At 72.5% G+C, this 16,613-nt stretch carries 13 protein-coding genes; 8 read left to right on the plus strand and 5 right to left on the minus strand.

Features of this window, described 5'->3' with window-relative positions; genetic code table 11:
* Nucleotides 1-90 precede the first annotated feature (90 nt).
* From AB0C12_RS37900 to AB0C12_RS37910, 3 genes are read left to right on the plus strand one after another with little or no spacing between them, the layout of a single operon-like run.
* Complete coding sequence (locus AB0C12_RS37900; protein ID WP_360555324.1) at nt 91-1,830, plus strand: putative Ig domain-containing protein; 1,740 nt, start codon at nt 91-93, stop codon at nt 1,828-1,830.
* Nucleotides 1,827-2,477 carry a hypothetical protein gene (locus AB0C12_RS37905; protein WP_360555326.1) on the plus strand — a complete coding sequence of 217 codons (651 nt, stop codon included), beginning with the start codon at nt 1,827-1,829 and terminating at the stop codon, nt 2,475-2,477. Before AB0C12_RS37900 ends, AB0C12_RS37905 begins: the two co-directional genes overlap by 4 nt.
* Nucleotides 2,474-4,006 (plus strand): ricin-type beta-trefoil lectin domain protein, encoded by a 1,533-nt coding sequence (locus tag AB0C12_RS37910; RefSeq protein WP_360555328.1) that lies wholly within the window; start codon nt 2,474-2,476, stop codon nt 4,004-4,006. The genes AB0C12_RS37905 and AB0C12_RS37910 overlap by 4 nt, the downstream gene beginning before the upstream one ends.
* A gap of 3 nt (nt 4,007-4,009) precedes the next feature.
* On the opposite strand, the gene AB0C12_RS37915 is transcribed toward AB0C12_RS37910, so the two are convergent.
* A complete protein-coding gene (locus AB0C12_RS37915) occupies nt 4,010-4,579 on the minus strand; it encodes a MerR family transcriptional regulator (protein WP_360555330.1) in 570 nt (189 codons plus the stop codon).
* 46 nt (nt 4,580-4,625) lie between these two features.
* Nucleotides 4,626-5,921, minus strand: a complete 1,296-nt coding sequence (locus AB0C12_RS37920; RefSeq protein ID WP_360555332.1) for a PQQ-binding-like beta-propeller repeat protein — start codon at nt 5,919-5,921, stop codon at nt 4,626-4,628.
* 74 nt (nt 5,922-5,995) lie between these two features.
* Here AB0C12_RS37920 and AB0C12_RS37925 point away from each other — a divergent pair, with 74 nt between their 5' ends.
* A complete protein-coding gene (locus AB0C12_RS37925; protein ID WP_360555334.1) occupies nt 5,996-6,646 on the plus strand; it encodes a GntR family transcriptional regulator in 651 nt (216 codons plus the stop codon).
* Between the two features lie 6 nt (nt 6,647-6,652).
* On the opposite strand, the gene AB0C12_RS37930 is transcribed toward AB0C12_RS37925, so the two are convergent.
* Nucleotides 6,653-7,558: an LLM class flavin-dependent oxidoreductase gene (locus AB0C12_RS37930; protein ID WP_360555336.1), complete on the minus strand. Its 906-nt coding sequence runs from the start codon at nt 7,556-7,558 to the stop codon at nt 6,653-6,655.
* 182 nt (nt 7,559-7,740) lie between these two features.
* On the opposite strand from AB0C12_RS37930, the gene AB0C12_RS37935 reads away from it, so the two are divergent.
* From AB0C12_RS37935 to AB0C12_RS37945, 3 genes are all read left to right on the plus strand, one after another.
* Nucleotides 7,741-8,721 carry an alpha/beta hydrolase gene (locus AB0C12_RS37935; RefSeq protein ID WP_360555338.1) on the plus strand — a complete coding sequence of 327 codons (981 nt, stop codon included), beginning with the start codon at nt 7,741-7,743 and terminating at the stop codon, nt 8,719-8,721.
* A gap of 173 nt (nt 8,722-8,894) precedes the next feature.
* On the plus strand, nt 8,895-9,854 hold the full coding sequence (locus AB0C12_RS37940) for a helix-turn-helix domain-containing protein (protein WP_360555340.1): 960 nt from the start codon (nt 8,895-8,897) through the stop codon (nt 9,852-9,854).
* A complete protein-coding gene (locus AB0C12_RS37945; RefSeq protein ID WP_360555342.1) occupies nt 9,854-10,402 on the plus strand; it encodes a GNAT family N-acetyltransferase in 549 nt (182 codons plus the stop codon). Before AB0C12_RS37940 ends, AB0C12_RS37945 begins: the two co-directional genes overlap by 1 nt.
* 472 nt (nt 10,403-10,874) lie before the next feature.
* Here the strand turns inward: AB0C12_RS37945 and AB0C12_RS37950 are convergent, their stop codons facing one another.
* Both AB0C12_RS37950 and AB0C12_RS37955 read right to left on the minus strand, forming a co-directional pair.
* Nucleotides 10,875-12,056, minus strand: a complete 1,182-nt coding sequence (locus AB0C12_RS37950; protein ID WP_360555344.1) for a hypothetical protein — start codon at nt 12,054-12,056, stop codon at nt 10,875-10,877.
* Between the two features lie 11 nt (nt 12,057-12,067).
* Nucleotides 12,068-13,192: a ThiF family adenylyltransferase gene (locus AB0C12_RS37955; RefSeq protein WP_360555346.1), complete on the minus strand. Its 1,125-nt coding sequence runs from the start codon at nt 13,190-13,192 to the stop codon at nt 12,068-12,070.
* A gap of 269 nt (nt 13,193-13,461) precedes the next feature.
* On the opposite strand from AB0C12_RS37955, the gene AB0C12_RS37960 reads away from it, so the two are divergent.
* Complete coding sequence (locus tag AB0C12_RS37960; RefSeq protein ID WP_360555348.1) at nt 13,462-16,590, plus strand: AfsR/SARP family transcriptional regulator; 3,129 nt, start codon at nt 13,462-13,464, stop codon at nt 16,588-16,590.
* The last annotated feature ends 23 nt before the right edge of the window (nt 16,591-16,613 follow it).

A 16,613-nucleotide genomic window follows, 5' to 3' on the forward strand; every position in this document is an offset into this window, starting at 1 on the left:
ACCGCCCGGCGTCCCGACCGATGGAATGACGACACCTGTGAGCGCACGGCCCGGACGGGCCGGCCGAGACCGCTGAAGAAACGGAAGGGTATGCCGACCGATCGAGCCACCGTCGCGATGCGCGCCGTACCGGGCAAGCCGGTGCGGACGGGCGGCCTGCGCCGCCGCGGGAGCGACGACGGGCTGTCGGTGGTCGAGGTCATCGTGGCGCTCGCGGTGATCGGCACCGTCATGACGGCGATGGTGCCCTTCCTGGTCAGCACCGTGGTCGCGGTACGGCAGCAGGGCGGTGAGCAGACCGCGGTCGAGATCGCCAACGACGCGCTCGAACGGGCCCGCGCCCTGAAGCCGTCATCGCTCCTGGTCGGTCGCGGGGAGGTGGCGACGAAGAAGCAGTGGGCCGATGCTCCGCAGCAGGTACGGACCTATCTGGCCACGATGAAGCAGGACTGGGATCCGACGGCTCAGCCGAACGGTGCCGCGGTGCCCCTGCCGGCCGAGGGGCACGACGTCACAAGGCACGGGCTCACGTACACGCAGAACTGGTATGTCGGCCGGTGCTGGCAGCCCCGGGTCGACCCGGCCAAGCTCGCGACCGCCGTCGGGGACTGCGCCCCGGCCTCGGCGAAGTCCACCGACGTGCCGTTCTTCCAGGTCGTCGTCGCTGTCACCTGGAACGTCGCCGCCCGCGTGACGCAGGGGTCCTGCGTCAACGGGGTGTGCGCCTACATCGCCACCACGCTGCTGAGCCCCGGCACGGATCCGATCTTCGACATCAAGCGCCCGCCGCCCACGATCACCGCACCGGGCAACCAGTTCAGCTACGTCGGCGAGGCCGTCACCATGCAGTTCGCCGCCACGGGGGGCTGGCTGCCGCGCACCTGGACGACGACGACCGGCTTGCCCGCGGGTCTCAGCCTGGCCCCGAGCACCGGCGCCGTCTCCGGCACGCCCACGACCGTCGGGTCCTCCTCGGTGACGATCGTGGTGACGGACCGGGACAACAAGACCGACGACCTGACGTTCACCTGGGCCATCGCCCAACCGCCGGTGCTGACCAGCCCCGGCGATCAGACCAGCCGCGTCGGCACCCAGGTCACCCTGCCCGTTCCCGTCACCGGGGGGCACAGCCCGCGGTCGTTCTCGGTGACCGGCCTGCCGCCCGGCCTGTCGATCAACGCGGCCACCGGTGTCATCACCGGCAACCCGACGACCGAGGCGCAGACCATGCGGCCCGTCACGGTGACCATGGTCGACGCCGGCAAGAGGTCGGTCTCGGTGACGTTCGGCTGGCGGGTGCTCACGGCCGTGCAGGTGGCCACCGTACCGGCGCAGACCTTCGCCAGCGGCTCGGATGCCGGGAACTTCACCGTCCGGGCGTCCGGCGGGCTGCCGCCCTACACCTGGCAGGCGACCGGGCTGCCGGACGGCTTCACGATGAGCGCGGGGGGCGTGGTGACCGGCATCGCCGCCAACGGCACCCGGTACGTCGTGACCGCTGTCGCCACGGACAGCGCCGGCGGCCAGGCGACGATGACCGTGGTGTGCAATGTGACACCGCGGCCCAACGAGCTCCGGATCGCCGCCCCGCTGGCCAACCGGACCGACCGGGTCAAGGCGGCCATCACCGGGACAGCCAGCGCCACCTTCGGTGCTGCGGGGGCCCGTACCTGGTCCGCGACCGGCCTGCCGCCCGGCGTCACGTTCAGCGCGGGAGGCGTGCTCGGGGGAAGTCCGGACACCGCTGGTTCGTACATCACCAAGCTCACCGCCCGCGATGCCGACGGCAAGATCGCGAACTCGATGTTCGTGTGGACGGTGAATCCGTGAACCGCGCCCGGCGCCGTCCGGCGCGACCCGACGAGAGCGGCTACTCCCTCGTCGAGGTGGTCGTCACCGCGGGCCTGGTCAGCGTGCTCATGGTCATCTTCACCACAGCCGTCCTGCAGGTGTTCCGGACGGGCGCGCAGACTGAGTCGGCAGCCGCCGCGCGGTCCCAGCTCCAGCTGGCCTTTCAGCGCTTCGACCGGGAGCTGCGCTACGCCTCCTGGATCGGCGAGCCGGGCAAGGTGGGCACCGCCTGGTACGTCGAGTTCGCCTCGTCCGACGGCAAGGAATGCCTGCAACTCCGGTTGCGGACGATCGATCCCCTGGCCGATCCGAGGGACACCGCCGGGCAGGGTGTCCTGCAGCTGATCCGGTGGGCCCCCGGCTCGCCCGCGGTCAAGACCCGGCCCGACCAGACGATCGCCTCGCAGTTGATCACCGGCAGTGACAGCCCGTTCGAACTCCAGCCGGCGGGGATCACGATCGCCGGCGCGGCCCCGTTCACTCCGGACTTCGAACGGTTGCGGATCCGGCTGACCGCCAAGGTGGGCACCAGCACCGCCGATGCCGACACGACGTTCACCGCCCTCAACACTTCCCGCAACACCCCGGCCACCCACCAGTGCGGCGAAGGGAGACCATCGTCATGAACGCTCACCGGACCGTACCCACCGCGCCCTCCGACCGCGGCTCGATGCCTCTCGCCATGCTGATCACCCTGGTCGGCATCCTCGTGAGCGCAGCCCTGGTACCCGTGGTCGTCAACCAGATCGGCGGCACGCGCAGCGTCTCCAACCGCGCGCAGGAGATCCAGGCCGCGCAGGCGGGCCTCGACATGGCGCTCGGGCAGCTGCGCGGATCCACCAACGGCAGCGGCGCGGGTGACCTGGAGCTCCTGCCTCCCTGCACCATGACCGGCAGCACCGGGCCGGACCTGAGCACCGGCTCGCCCGCCGAGCGGATGCGCTACCGGGTGACGATCACGTACTACAAGCTCGGCGACGAGGCCGACGATCCCGAGCCGCAGCCCTGCCCGCCGATCTACGTCCCGGTCATGGCCACGCTCTCCGCCACCGGCGGCCGCTCGGCGAACGCCGACACACTGACCGTCGGCAGTCCCGGGACCCGCACCGTCGAGGCGACCTACACCTTCCGGACCAACAACGAGAACATCACCGGCGGCGCGATCCAGCTCGCCTCGCCCGCCACCAACCCACTGTGCATGGACGCCGGACAGGACGCGTCTCCCGCCGCCGGCGCCAAGCTCAAGATGCAGCTGTGCAAGGCCGGCGGGAGCAGCGACCAACGCTTCGCCTACACCTCCGACCTCAACATCAGACTGGTCGGGTCCGAGACCTCGGACGCGCCGGCCGGCATGTGCGTCGAGGTGCCCTATCCCCGCAAGAACGGCGACGCCGCGACGTTCCAGCGCTGTCTGGGGCTGGCGCCCAAGCAACAGTGGAGCCTCAACGACAACTCCAACTTCAGCAGCACCCGGGAGAACGAGGTCAAGCTGGGTGACTTCTGCCTGAATCTCAAGTCGGCCGGGTCCGCCGGCAGCGACGTCGTGCTGGGTGCCTGCGGTGGCGGCGACAACGTGCGCATCTTCCGTCCGCAGAGCGGGGTCGGCGCCGGCATGGCCTCGGCGAAGGTCGGTCAGCTGGTGAACTACAAGCAGTTCAGCCGCTGCCTGGACGTCACCAACTTCACGCCGACGTTCAGCTACATGATCGTCTGGTTCTGCAAGCAGTCGCCGGACGGCAACATCCCGTGGAATCAGAAGTGGACCATTCCCGCCCAGGCGACCTCGATGGTCGGGGCGGTGCCGGAGCGCATCCGGTCGCCCAACTCCGGATACTGCCTCAAGAGCCCCGGGTCCACCGCCGCCAACAAGTACGTCACCATGGGCCCGTGTGCCGCCACCGGCACGCTCACCGACGCGAGCATGAAGTGGATCGTCTACGGCGACACCGGCGACTACACCACCAGCTATCGCATCGTCGACTCGTACGGCTACTGCCTCGTCCCCACCGACATCACGGTGGCCAACCCCGACACGCATCCCGACGGCACCGCGAAGGTCAAGGTCGCCGCCTGCAGCAAGGCGGAGCTCCAGAAGTGGAACGCGCCGGCCAACCTCAACGAACCGCTGACGTTGACCAACACGCGGGAGAGATGAGGCCTACCCCGGCAGGGGCGGACGGCTGCGATGCAGCTCGGCCAGTTGCTCCGGGGTCATGCTCTCGCGCGCCCGCCTCCGGGTTTCCGCCATCTCGGCCAGCTCCTCCGGGCTGAGCTGAGCAGCCAGCGCCTGCCGCCGCGCCGCCATCTCTTGCAGTTCCTCAGGTGTGTAGGTGTGTTCCACCGCGGTCATCTCCTCGATCAACGTCACCAGGACCGCCGCGGACGGGGTGCCCGCGGCGTCGAACTGTCCCAGCACCACCTCGAGCCGGTCCCGCAGCCGCGTCGCCCGGGCGATCCGGTCGCGGACCTGGTCCAGCTGGCTGCGCACCAGCTCGCGGGCCTCGGGCCCGGAGCCGTCCAGCAGCGCCGCGATCTCGGCCAGGGCGAAGCCGAAGCCGCGCAACGCGACGATCCGGTGCAGCCGGCGGACATCGGCGTCGGTGTACCGCCGATGCCCGGCCGGGCTGCGCAGGGAGGGCCGCGCCAGGCCGATCTCGTCGTAGTGGTGCAGGGTGCGCACGGTGAGGCCGGTGGCTGTGGCCAGTTCGCCGACGCTCCAGGTGCCCATGACGGAGACGCTAGGTCCTTCCGTTACGTGAGGAGCAAGCCCGCGGTCACGGGATCTGCCAGACGGTGGTCGGCCCGGCGGAGGTCGGGCAGGCCAGGTACGGGCGCCGGACCATGCAGCCGTACGGAGCCCCGGTCTGCATCGAGCCGACGGTGTGCACGGTGCCGTCGCCCCCGTCCGCGACCGCCACCCAGGTCCGGCCCGCGAGCTTGCTGTCCTCGCGCAGCTCCAGACCGCCGACCGAGAGCGTACGGCCGAGCTCGCGCCGTACCGCCCCGGTGCGCGCGTCGAGGATCGCCGACTCCGGGTTCTCCTGCTGGTCGTACGCGAGCAGAGTGCCCTCGCCGAGCCGCCACGCGTTCCGCCAGGCCGGGCTCGACCAGCGCACCGAGCCGTCGCTGGGGTCGAGTCCGCTCACCCGGCCGGCGTCCGCGATGCACAGCACCGGCCCGCAGTCGTGCACGAACCCGGTCGGGCCGCCCTCGGTGCGCCAGCGCCGGGTCAGTTGCGGCAACCGGTACGCGGCCAGGGAAGCCCGTCCCCGGTCACGCCGTGACAGGTACAACTGGTCGCCGGACACCGCGACACCGACGAAGTCGCCCGGGAGCGTGCCGTCCGACTCCGCCGGCAGCCGTACGCCCAGCTCGCCCTGGCCGAGCACCGAGCCGTCGGCGAACTGCAGCGTGCTGACCTGTCCGTCGACCCCGAGGACCACGATCCGGTCGGGGCGGTCGGTGAACAGGTCGTCGTTGAGGATCTCGCCGACCCCGGCGACCAGCCGGCTCCAGATCGTGGCACCGGTGCGCGCGGCGGCGAGCCGGAGCTCCGTACCCCCGTCGTCGGTGTCGATGCGCAGCAGCGCGCGGCCGCCGCTGAGGGTGACCACCGTGGCGTTCGGCTCGTTCAGGGTCCACAGCACCTTGCCCTCGGTGGCGTCGAGGAACGACATCCGCGGGGCGCTGCCCGAGCGGGCCAGCAGCACGCTGCCGTCGAGCGTCAGGTTCTGCACGTTCTGCGGCAGCGAGGTGGCCCACAGCTGCTCGCCACCGGGCAGCGCGTACCGGCGGATGCCCGATTCACTGTTGGGGTTCGCGCCGAAACTGGCGGTGTAGAGCGCGTCCGGGCCGAGGGTGAACGCGGCGGCCGCCGTACCCCCGGCGGCCAGGATCGGCTCCATGGTTCGCGCCGGCGGTGTGGCCGCCGCCAGCGTGAGCAGCGCGGCGACCAGCACGGCGAGGATCAGGACCGGTCGCGGCGCGCTGAGCCGGGGCCGCGGTGCGGCCGCGCCGGGCTCCGGGCGCGGGGATGCGTCGAGATCTATGAGCGGTACGGCGTCAGCCACGCGTTCAGCATGACGGGCGGAAGCGACCATGGGTACGGTCCGCTGTCCCTCATCACTGTAGGTAGGCTGCCGGTATGTCTTACACGGTGCCGCCGACCCGCACGGCCGCGGTTGTCCAACAGCTCCGTAACGAGATCGTCACCGGTGAGTTACCGCCCGGGACGCTCATCAAGGACGCCGAGCTGGCCGCCCGGCTCGGCGTCAGCATCACGCCGGTGCGCGAGGCCATCGCCCAGCTCTCGGTCGAGGGCCTGATCGACATCGCCCCCAACCGCACCCGGCACGTCACCAAGATGACCCAGAAGAACGCGCTCGAGCTCATCGATGTGATGGGCGTGCTGGCCTGCGCGGGCTTCGAGTGGGGCGTGGAAAACCTGACCAGTACCCACCTCGACCTGATGCGCCAGCGGCAGAAGGAGTTCGTCGAGGGGCTGCGCACCGGCAACGTGCTGGCCGCCGGGGCCGCGGGCGCCGACTTCAGCACCATCGTCATCCTGGCCAGCGGCAACCGTGAGCTGCAGTCCATGGTCGACCTGGTGGTGGCCCGCACGCTGCGCATCCTGGCGATGGGTGCGGAGAGCAACCTCTGGGACGTCTGGATCACCGGCCACGAACAGGTGCTGCAGCACCTGGAAGCCGGCGACCCGGCGCGGGCCCTGGAGCGCTACCGCCAGATCTACGTCGACTTCCGAGCCAAGATCGAGCCGGCCCTCTTCGCCGAGTAGTGCCCGCTACGCCTGCGCCAGGCGCGGCAGCAGCGGACCCAGCACGTCCAGCCCGGCCCGGCGTACGGCATAGCGGGTGATCCCCCACCGCTCGCGGTGCGCCCGAACCGCCGCGACGATCTCCTCGGCCGTGCCCACCAGCAGGAACGGCACCTGGCGCAACTCGTCGACGCTCATCGCCAGCCGCTCGGCGTGCTCGGCCAGGAAGCCGGCCGCGTCGTCGGTCACCTCGACCAGCTGCACCAGCGCCTCCAGCGTGGCGTCGCCGCCCGCCCGGGCCAGCGCGACCTGCGCGTCGATGTCGGCCGTCCGCCAGCGGGCCTCGTGCTGGTGCCCGTCGGACTTGGTGCGGCCGAAGCCGGTCAGACCGACGATGTCGGCGTGCTCACCGGCCCAGCGCAGCAGCCGCGAGTTCGCCGTGCCGATCAGCAGCGGGATCCGGTCCTGCACCGGGCGCGGCTGCTCCAGCAGGGCGTTGAGCATGGTCAGCCCGGGCTCGTCCACGGTGACCTTCTCCCCCGCCAGCAGCCGGGTGGTCGCCTCGGCGACGGCGATGCACCGGTCGACACGGCCGCGCACGTCCGGGCGGACCTGGCCGATCGCGTCCCACTCGGCCGGCGTGTGCCCGGCGCCGAGGCCGAGCAGCGCGCGCCCGCCGGAGACCACGTCCAGCGTCGCCACGTCGGTCGCCAGCAGGATCGGCTCCCGCACCGCGGCGTTGGAGACGTACGACCCCAGCTTGAGGGTCGTGGTGACGGCGGCCGCGGCGGCCAGCGCCACGAACGGCGCCGCGCAGGAGCCGGGGTGGTCGGCGGCGAGCAGCGTGTCGAAACCGGCCGCCTCCGCGCGGCGGGCGAGGTCGAGCCAGTCGGCGGCGTCGGTGGGCTGAGCCTGGAGCGCGAAGTCGGCCATGGCGCGATTCTGGTCCCGTCCGGGTCCGGGTGCCCGCCCGTGGCCGCCGGTTTCGCTGTCGGCGTACCCGCCGGATGGCGGGGACTTTCCGCCAGTTGGCGCTCGTCCCGCGGGCCGCGACCACCGAAGCTGAGGACAGCGATCACACGCTTGTGATCTCCTCGAAGTCAGGAGGCCTGCCCATGTCGCTGTCCGTGGAGATGACGCCACCGCCGTTCGACCCGGAGCTCGGCGCGGCCCTGCCGGCCATCACCGAGATGATGCCCGCCGCGCTGACCGCGGATCTGATCCCCGCCCTGCGCACCGGCGGCCCCCTGGGCGCCCCGACCGACGACGACCTGCGCCGCGACGGCAAGTTCACCCTCGAGGAGCGCACGGTCCCCGGCCTCGACGGCGACCCGGACATCTCGCTGCTCATCCTGCGGCCGACCGCCGCCACCGGCACCCTGGGCTGCGTCTACTTCACCCACGGCGGCGGCATGATCCTCGGCGACAACCGCACCGGCGTGCTGGAGGCGCTGGACTGGGCCGAGGAGTTCGGCCTGGTCGTGGTGTCGGTGGAATACCGGCTGGCCCCCGAGACACCGCACCCGGGCCCGGTCAACGACTGCTACGCCGGGCTGGCCTGGACCGCCGAGCACGCCGACGAGCTGGGCTACGAGCCCGGCCGGCTGATCGTGGCGGGCGGCAGCGCGGGCGGCGGACTGGCCGCGGCGCTGGCCCTGATGGCCCGGGACAAGGGCGGACCGGCGCTGGCCGGCCAGATGCTGATCTACCCGATGCTGGACGACCGCAACGACACGTACTCGGCGCGGCAGATGGCCGGCCGCGGCATCTGGGACAGCACCGCCAACGACACCGGCTGGACGGCTCTGCTCGGCGCGGCGCGGGGCGGGCCGGATGTGTCCCCGTACGCGGCGCCGGCCCGGGAGACCGACCTGTCGAACCTGCCGCCGGCCTTCATCGACGTGGGCTCGGCCGAGACCTTCCGCGACGAGGACGTGGCCTACGCCAACCGCATCTGGCAGGCCGGCGGCCGCGCCGAGCTGCACGTCTGGCCGGGCGCGTTCCACGGCTTCGACGCGACGGTGCCGCAGGCCGGCATCTCCCAGGAGGCCCGCGCGGCAAGGGTGCGCTGGCTGCACCGCCTGCTGGACGTTTAGGGCCTGTCCGGCCGATCATGGCGTCGCCGAGCCGAGGTCCAGGTTTCGCGTCGCAAGTGGGCCGGGCGGTCGAATACCGGTGTTGTATTCGGCCGCTCGGACCGCGCCGCGAGGCGGAAGCTGGACCCGGCGCAGGCCGTCATGATCGGCCGGACAGGCCCTATCCTCGGGGAATGAAGGACCTCGCCGTCCGGCTGGCCGCGCTCGACGCCGACGCGGGCGCGGCGCTGCGGGTCATCTCGTACTTCGACAGCCTGGTGGAGTCCCGCGCCGGCCTCCAGTCGATCGTGCGTGGCGCGGCGGTGCTGGCCGACTGCCCGGCCCGCCTGCGCGACGATGAACGCCGGGTGCGGATCCGGGTCACCGCGGCGGGAGTGAGCGCCTGGCAGGACGATCCCCCGGCGCCGGACTGGATGACCACCGGGGCGGGCTCGGCGACGCTGTGGCTGGAACGCGCCGGCCCGCCGGGCCCGGTGGAGGCGATGATCCTGGAACGGGCGGCGGGTGCGGCCCGGGCGGTCCTGGACCGGACCCGGGGCCGCGCACCCGCGGCCGACCCGGCGTCGGCCGAGCTGATCGTGGACGCGTCGGCTCCGGCGGACGTACGCCGGCAAGCGGCCCGCCGCCTGGGGCTGACGGAGCCGGCGTACGCGATCGCCCGGCCGTCGGAGATCCAGGTGCGGTCCGGACCGTTGCCGAAGCTGCCGGGCCGGGCCGGCATCGGCCCGGCGACGGCGATCCTGGACCTCCCGGCGTCCTGGACGGCGGCGAAGGTGGCCCTGCGCTTCGCCGCGGAAGGCACCGACGAGGACCCGGGCTCCCGGGTGGTCCACGCCGAGGAGCTGGGCGCCCTGGCCGTGCTGGCGGAGGTGGGCGACCAGTCGAACACCCCGGACGTACGGGCGCTGGACCACGCGGCCGCGGCGGCGCCCTGGATGCTGACCACCCTGCACACGATGGCGACAAGCATCAGCCTGCGCGCGGCGGCGGCGACACTGCGGCTGCACCACTCGACGCTGCAGGACAGAATCACCCACGCGGAGCACCTGCTGGGCTGGAACGTCCGCTCCCCGCAAGGCCGCCTGCGCCTCCAGCTGGCGCTGGCCCTGCGCCGACTGCACCGGCACCCGTGATGGAGCTCCAGCGCCTGACCGAGCGGCACGCGGCTGAGGTGTTGCGCTTCGAGCAGGAGAACAGGCAATGGTTCACCCGCACGATTTCGGACCGCGGCGACGACTACTTCGCGGAGTTCCCGGCCCGCCACGCGGCGCTGCTGGCGGAACAGGCGACCGGGTTGTGCCACTTCCACGTGGCGGTCGACGAGGAGGGCGCGGTGATCGGCCGGTTCAACCTGGTGGACGCGGTGGACGGGCAGGCGGAGCTGGGCTTCCGGGTGGCGCAGCGGGTCGCGGGGCGCGGCGTGGCCACGGCCGGGGTGCGCCGCATCTGCGACCTGGCGACCGGCGAGTACGGCCTGAGCAGGCTGATCGCGAACGCGGCGCGCGACAACGCCGGATCGCTGAAAGTGCTGCGCCGCACCGGTTTCCAGCCGGTCGGCGAGGTGCAACTCCCCGGCCGCCCCGGCATCCGCCACATCCTCGAGCTGCGGCCGGCTGCTCCCGGCTCGCCCAGACCGAACACGCCCGCGAGTCTGGGGAGGCGATCAGCAGAGCCCCAGTGAGAAGCGAGGCATCCAAGATGACCATTCCCACAGCTACGTTCTCGGCTTTCGCAGCCTCGATTGCCGCCGTCCTGGCGGCGCTCAATCGATATCTGTCGGGCCGTAGAGAACAGCATCGCTGGGCCCGGGACGTGCTGGTCGATGTCTTCGTGACGTTCCTGAACGCCGACTTCGCGAGCGCCGGCGCCTGCACCAGGCTGGCCGATCTCCGCCGATCGCGTTCGTCGAAGAGGCCGAGCCGGCTCCGGAACGAGAGGCACAACGCGTCGCGGGACAAGAGGTGTGGCGAGCCCGCCGCACCTTCCTCGCGCAGGCTTCGAAGTACAGCTCGCGGGACACCTTGAACCATCTGGAGTAGGTGTTCGACTCCCGCACCTCGTCCCAGGCCCGCATCTCCGCCTCGGGAAACTCGTCCTCGCTGAATCCGACCAATCCGGTCGTCAGATAGTCGATATGCATCGACCGCACTGTGTCATACCGGCCGGCTGGCGCGCCGCCGTGAGCGCTTGAGGGCCATCCACAATGTCGCCAGGATCGGCGCGTACACCATGACAGCGACCACCCAGCCCCACCAGAACCGGCCACTGCCCACCCCCGCGCTGAAGCCCTCGCCCGCCCAGCGGGCGACGTAGGACAGCAGCGGCAGGTAGAAGACGGCGAAGTAAACCACCGCCAGCCCGCACCCCGCGAGCCACACCCACCGGAACCACGCCCCCACCCGCAGGTCGCGGGGATCGGACTGGTCGAGTTCGGCGCGCTGCCGCTGGTCCAGGCGGCCGAACGCCCGCCGGAGCAGGAGCGACTTGACGCGCCACAGGTCCCGGCAGCCGGTGGCCGTGACCAGGACGCCGTACAGGTCGGTGCGTAGGAAGATCATGCACTGCCACAGGGTGCTCGCCAGCAGCACGAACACCAGCGCCGGCAGGGGCTGGACGGGTCCGGCCACGAGCTGCGCGACCAGCAGGGCCGCGATCAGGACAGCGTCGATGGCCAGGCCCGCGAGCTGGGGTCCGTACCGTTTGCGGCGCGGGACGCTCCAGAGCTGGGACAGGTCGGTCTCGAAGACCAGGAAGAACAGCCGCCGGTCGACGCCGAAGCGGGTGCGCAGGTCCAGCGCCCGGGCGGCCAGCCAGTGCCAGCTCTCGTGCACCGCGACCAGCGCGTAGGTGACCGGCAGCATCAGCAGCAGGCTGGTGCCGATGTCGCCGGTCACCAGCAGGTCGGTGGGCCGCGGCCACAGATCCGGGCGTACGGCGAGGCACGCCACCGCCACCAGCACGGCGAGGCCGTAGCAGCACCAGGCCACCGCGGAGAACAACGGCCGCACCAGGACGGCCGGTGGTCCGCCGATCCACCCCCGTTGTTGCACCGGCGCAGTCGCCACCGGTGCGGCCGTCCGCGCCTCGTCGTCGATGAAACCGAGCTCGTTCAGCGCCGTCAGGAAGTCCGCCATGTCCACCGGCTCACCGGCGAACGCCGAGGCGCGCTCGCCGGCTTCGGCCACGGTCGCGCCGGCGAGCAGCGCCCGCACCACCACACCACCCACTGCGGGCACGGCGACGAACGTGCCCTGCTCCGGGTCGCCGATGAGCACGTCGTCGCCGTCGTCGACCACTGACAGCGGCCGGAGCCGGACGGTGGCATCCCCGGACACCGGTACGACACTCACGACGGTGCCCCGGCCGAACGGGCGACAGCGGCCGCGGCGCACAGCGCACAGTCCGGGTTCCGCGGCCACGGCTCCCGGCGCTGGGCGCCACCGGCGGAGACGTCCAGCAGCACCTCGGCCCCGGCGGCGTACGGCGGCTCGTAGCCCGTCAGGTACCGCAGCGCCTCGAACGCCACCAGTGATCCGATCAACGCCGCCGAGGGTCCGTTCGCCCGGTTCACCCGCGGGATCCGGGCGCTGAGGCGCTGGGCCGTCACGGCCGCCGGTGGCAGCACCGCCGACGCGATGCCCTTGCCGTCGCCGTACGCGTGCACCCGGCACTCGTAGCAGCCGCTGCGCCCCGGGTCGACGGAGAAGTAGATGAGCTGGGAACCGGTCATGCCGCCCCGCACCCAGGGGATCCCGGCCCGCACGCAGGCCTCGTTGACCCAGTTGTCGATGCGTTCACCCTGGTCGATGCCGGAGACCACCAGGTCCACACCGTCCAGCAGGCCGGTCACGTCGTCCGGCCCGCGCACCCAGCGGCGCACCGCGCGCACGTCGATGCCCGGGTTGAACGCGCGCACCCAGTCGGCGGCCCGTTCCACCTTCGGGGTGCCGAGGTCGGCCTCGCGGTAGAGGAACTGCCGGGCCAGGTTCTTCGGCTCCACCTCGTCGTCGTCGAGCAGGGTGAGCCGGCCGACGCCGAGCCCGGCCAGGCTCTGCAGCACATTGGAGCCGAGCCCGCCGGTGCCCAGTTGCAGCACGTGAGAGTCGCGGACCCGCTGCTGGAGGTCCGCCTCGTTCGCCTCCAGCGACGCGTACAGCTCGAAGAAGGCCAGGTTGCTGAAGTCGCGGCCGGCCCGCTCGCGGTCGACAGCGCGGCCCACGTCGCGCAGCATCCGCAGGCCGTCGAGCGCGGTCAGCGCTTCGGTGAGCTCGCCGGGGCTGACCGCCGGGCCGTCGGCGCCGAGCCGGGCCCGCAGCTCCGCCGCCGTGCCGGGGTGGTCGCGCAGCACCGTCAGCAGGCGCTCGACCTGGCCGTCGGGGTCGTCGAGCTCCACCGAGCGGCTGGGGTCGCAGACCACGTACAGGGCGGTGCCGGCGCGTTCCCAGGCACAGGGTTTCAGGCCGATCCGCATCGTCTACCTCCGTGTTGGCCGCACCGCGAGGGAAAAGGGTGGACGGCCGCACGGTGCCGCCGCGGCCGTCCACCTCACGTCATCAGGAGTCCGGCCACTGCGTGGACTTCACCGATTCCACCGTACGGATGATGATCTTCATCAATCTCACCTCCCTCGCACGTCCGGACTTCGTCCGCCCATCACGTATCCACCAGGGTGGAGCAGGCCATTGATACGTTTGGTATACGTTCGCCTTCCGGGGATACGGGGACCGACGGGGGCCTTTCGTGAAACTGGTGCTACTGGGGCCGGTCGGGGTGGTCGTCGACGGCCGGCCGGTGCACATCGAACGCGCGCAGCGGCGGGCCGTGCTGGCCTATCTTCTGTTGCATCCCAACCAGACCGTGACGACGGATCAGCTGATCGACGCCCTGTGGGGGGCCGCGCCCCCGGCGACGGCGAAAAGGCAGGTCTTCGCGGCAGTCTCGGCCGTACGCCGGGCGTTGCGGGCCGCCGGGCGGGAGCTGGTCACGAGCGCCGGAGGTGGTTACCGGGCGACCGTGACCGCCGCCGAGCTCGACCTGCTCGCGTTCACCGAGCTTCGCGACCGGGGGCAGCAGCTGGCCCGGGCCGGCGAGCTGACGCCGGCCGTCGCCGCCCTGCGGTCCGGTCTGGACCTGTGGTCCGGAGCGCCGCTCGGCGGAGTGAGCGGTGCCTTCGTCGACCAGGCCCGGCACCAGCTGGAAGATCAACGGCTGGCCGCGCTGGAGACGTTGTTCGACACGGAGAACGAGCTCGGCAACCACCATGCCGTGGTCGACGACCTGGCCGCTCTCGCCGCCGCCCATCCCTTCCGGGAGAGGCTGGCCCGCGCGCTGATGCTCGCGCTCTACCGCGGCGGCCGCCCGGCCGAGGCGCTGGCCGCCTATCGCCGTCTCCGGCAGACCCTCGCCGGCGAGCTGGGCATCGATCCGGGCCCGCCGGTCACCGAGCTGCACGACCGGATCCTGCGCAACGACGACGCGTTGCGTACGCCCGACGCCGCCCCGGAAGCCGGCAGCCGGGCGACCCGGCGCTTCCTGCCGCGCGACATCCCCGACTTCACCGGGCGGTCCGCGGAGCTGGCGGGCCTGGACGCGCTGCTCACGGCCACGCCGGGCGGGACCGACGTGGTGATCGTCAGCGCGGTCGTCGGCGTCGGCGGCGTCGGCAAGACCGCACTGGCCGTGCACTGGGCGCACCGGATCGCCGCACGCTTCCCGGACGGCCAGCTCTACCTCGACCTGCGGGGGTACGACGAGCGCCGTCCGCTGCCGGCCGCCGAGGCGCTCGGCGTGATGCTCCGGACGCTGGGCGTCCCCCCGCGGCAGATCCCGGCGGATGTCGACGAGGCCGCGGCTCTCTACCGCGCGGCCCTCGCCGGTCAGCGTGTGCTGATCCTGCTGGACAACGCCGCTTCCGCCGCGCAGGTGCGTCCGATCCTGCCGGCCACTCCCGGCACCCTCGTCCTGGTGACCAGCCGCGACGCGCTCGGTGGACTGATCGCCCGGGACGGTGCGAGGCGGGTCGAGGTCGACCTGCTGTCGCCCGGGGACGCCGTGGAGCTCCTCGCCCGCATCCTCGGTGCCGAACGGGTCGCCGAGGAGGCGCAGGCGACCGACGACCTGATCCGCGCCTGCGGCTTCCTGCCCCTGGCCCTGCGGATCGCGGCGGCCAACCTGGCCGCCCGGCCCCGGACGAGGATCGCCGCGTACGTGCGGGAGCTGCTCGGCGGCCGGCGGCTCGACGCGCTGATGGTCGACGGGGACCCGCAGAACAGCCTGCGGACGATCTTCGACCAGTCGTACCGTCGTCTCAGGCCCGCCGCGCAGCGGGCCTTCCGGCTCCTCGGGTGCGCACCGGTTCCGGACCTCACGGTCGCGGCCGCCGCGCAGCTCCTCGACGGCACAGCGGGGCAGGCGCAGGCGGCGTTGCGGGCGCTCGCCGACGCCCACCTCGTCGTCGAGCACCGGCCCGGCCGTTTCACCATGCACGACCTGGTCCGCGAGTACGCCCGCCACCGCGCCGGCTCCGCGGACCTGCGCGAGGAGCTGGCCGCGGCACTGACCCGGGTGCTGTCCTGGTTCGTGACCGGCGCCGAGACCGCCGCCGCGCGGCACAATCCCGCCCGGACCAGGCTGCGCCCGGCCGGTCCGTTTCCGCCGTTCGCGACGGCGGAGGCGGCCACGGGGTGGCTCACCGCCGAACTGCCGAACCTGGTGGCGGTGGTCGAGACCGGTACGGCCCTGGGCCAGCCGGATGCGGTGTGGCGCCTGGTCTTCGCCTGTCAGCCGTTCCTCAACGCCACGATCGAGCGGGCCACCATGCTCTCGCTGGGCCGGGCCGCTCTGGCCGCGGCCGAGCTCAGCACCGACCCCCGCGCGCGACCGGCCGCCGAACTGGTCGTGGCCCACTCCTACACCACCAACGGGTACGACAGCCTGGGCCTGCCGCACGCGGAACGCTGCCTCGAGCTGGCCCGGCAGTCCGGCTGGCGCGAGCTGGAGCCGGAAGCGCACAACGCGCTGAGCGTGTACCACCTGCTCGGCGGCGACCTGCGCAGCGCGGCGGAGCACGCCCGGTCCGCGTTCGACGGGTCGATGGCGCTGGGCGTCGAGCCGCCGCAGTACCTCGGCAAGGTCGCCCTGATCGACATGCTGATGGGCTCCCTGGCCGAGGCGAGCGACCACTTCGAACGAACCCTGGCCAGCCCCGGCCACCGCGCCGGCTACAGCCGGGCCATCACCCTGCTCAACCTGGCCGAGGTACGCACTCTCCAGGGCCGCCCGGCGCAGGCCGAGCAGTTGCTGACCGAGGCGCTCGCACTGCTGGAGCAGGCGGGCAACGCCCACGTCACCGCGCTGGCCCAGGCCGACCTGGCGGTGATCCGGTACGCGAGCGGCCGGCGCACCGAGGCCTGGGACCTGCTCGACCAGGCCCGGTCGGTGCTGGCCGCCTCGACGGACGTACTGGCCCGTACGCAACTGGCCGGCCGGCACGCTGACCTGCTGCTCGCGGCGGACCGGCCGGCCGACGCGACTGAGATCCTCGAGCCCGCGCTCGCCGAGGCGGAGCCGTACGGCAACCACTACCCGACGACCCAGACCCTGATCACCCTGGCCCGGGCCTGCGCTCCCGCCGACCTCGACCGGGCCGCCGACTTCGCAGCCCGAGCCGTCGACGCGGCCCGCAAGGGTCAGTTCCGGCTGCTCGAAGGCCGGGCGCTCAACGAGGTGGCGCGGGTGCACCTGCTGGCGGGCCGGCGGGCCGAGGCCCGGGAGGCGGCCGACGCGGCCCGGCACATCCACGAGGTGACCGGCCACGAGCCCGGCTTGCGCGAGGCGCGCCGACTGCTCGCCGAGACCGTCAGCGGCTGATCCGGCACGGTTCTGGCACTGGT

Origin of the sequence: Actinoplanes sp. NPDC048967, assembly GCF_040649415.1 — a bacterium.
Lineage (GTDB): Bacteria > Actinomycetota > Actinomycetes > Mycobacteriales > Micromonosporaceae > Actinoplanes.

Excerpts from the sequence above, each read along its gene's own strand:
- AB0C12_RS37925 (WP_360555334.1), top strand. The coding sequence starts at position 5,996 with ATGTCTTACACGGTGCCGCCGACCCGCACGGCCGCGGTTGTCCAACAG.
- AB0C12_RS37900 (WP_360555324.1), top strand. The coding sequence starts at position 91 with ATGCCGACCGATCGAGCCACCGTCGCGATGCGCGCCGTACCGGGCAAG.
- AB0C12_RS37915 (WP_360555330.1), bottom strand. The coding sequence starts at position 4,579 with ATGGGCACCTGGAGCGTCGGCGAACTGGCCACAGCCACCGGCCTCACC.
- AB0C12_RS37935 (WP_360555338.1), top strand. The coding sequence starts at position 7,741 with ATGTCGCTGTCCGTGGAGATGACGCCACCGCCGTTCGACCCGGAGCTC.
- AB0C12_RS37910 (WP_360555328.1), top strand. The coding sequence starts at position 2,474 with ATGAACGCTCACCGGACCGTACCCACCGCGCCCTCCGACCGCGGCTCG.
- AB0C12_RS37945 (WP_360555342.1), top strand. The coding sequence starts at position 9,854 with ATGGAGCTCCAGCGCCTGACCGAGCGGCACGCGGCTGAGGTGTTGCGC.
- AB0C12_RS37930 (WP_360555336.1), bottom strand. The coding sequence starts at position 7,558 with ATGGCCGACTTCGCGCTCCAGGCTCAGCCCACCGACGCCGCCGACTGG.
- AB0C12_RS37940 (WP_360555340.1), top strand. The coding sequence starts at position 8,895 with ATGAAGGACCTCGCCGTCCGGCTGGCCGCGCTCGACGCCGACGCGGGC.
- AB0C12_RS37955 (WP_360555346.1), bottom strand. The coding sequence starts at position 13,192 with ATGCGGATCGGCCTGAAACCCTGTGCCTGGGAACGCGCCGGCACCGCC.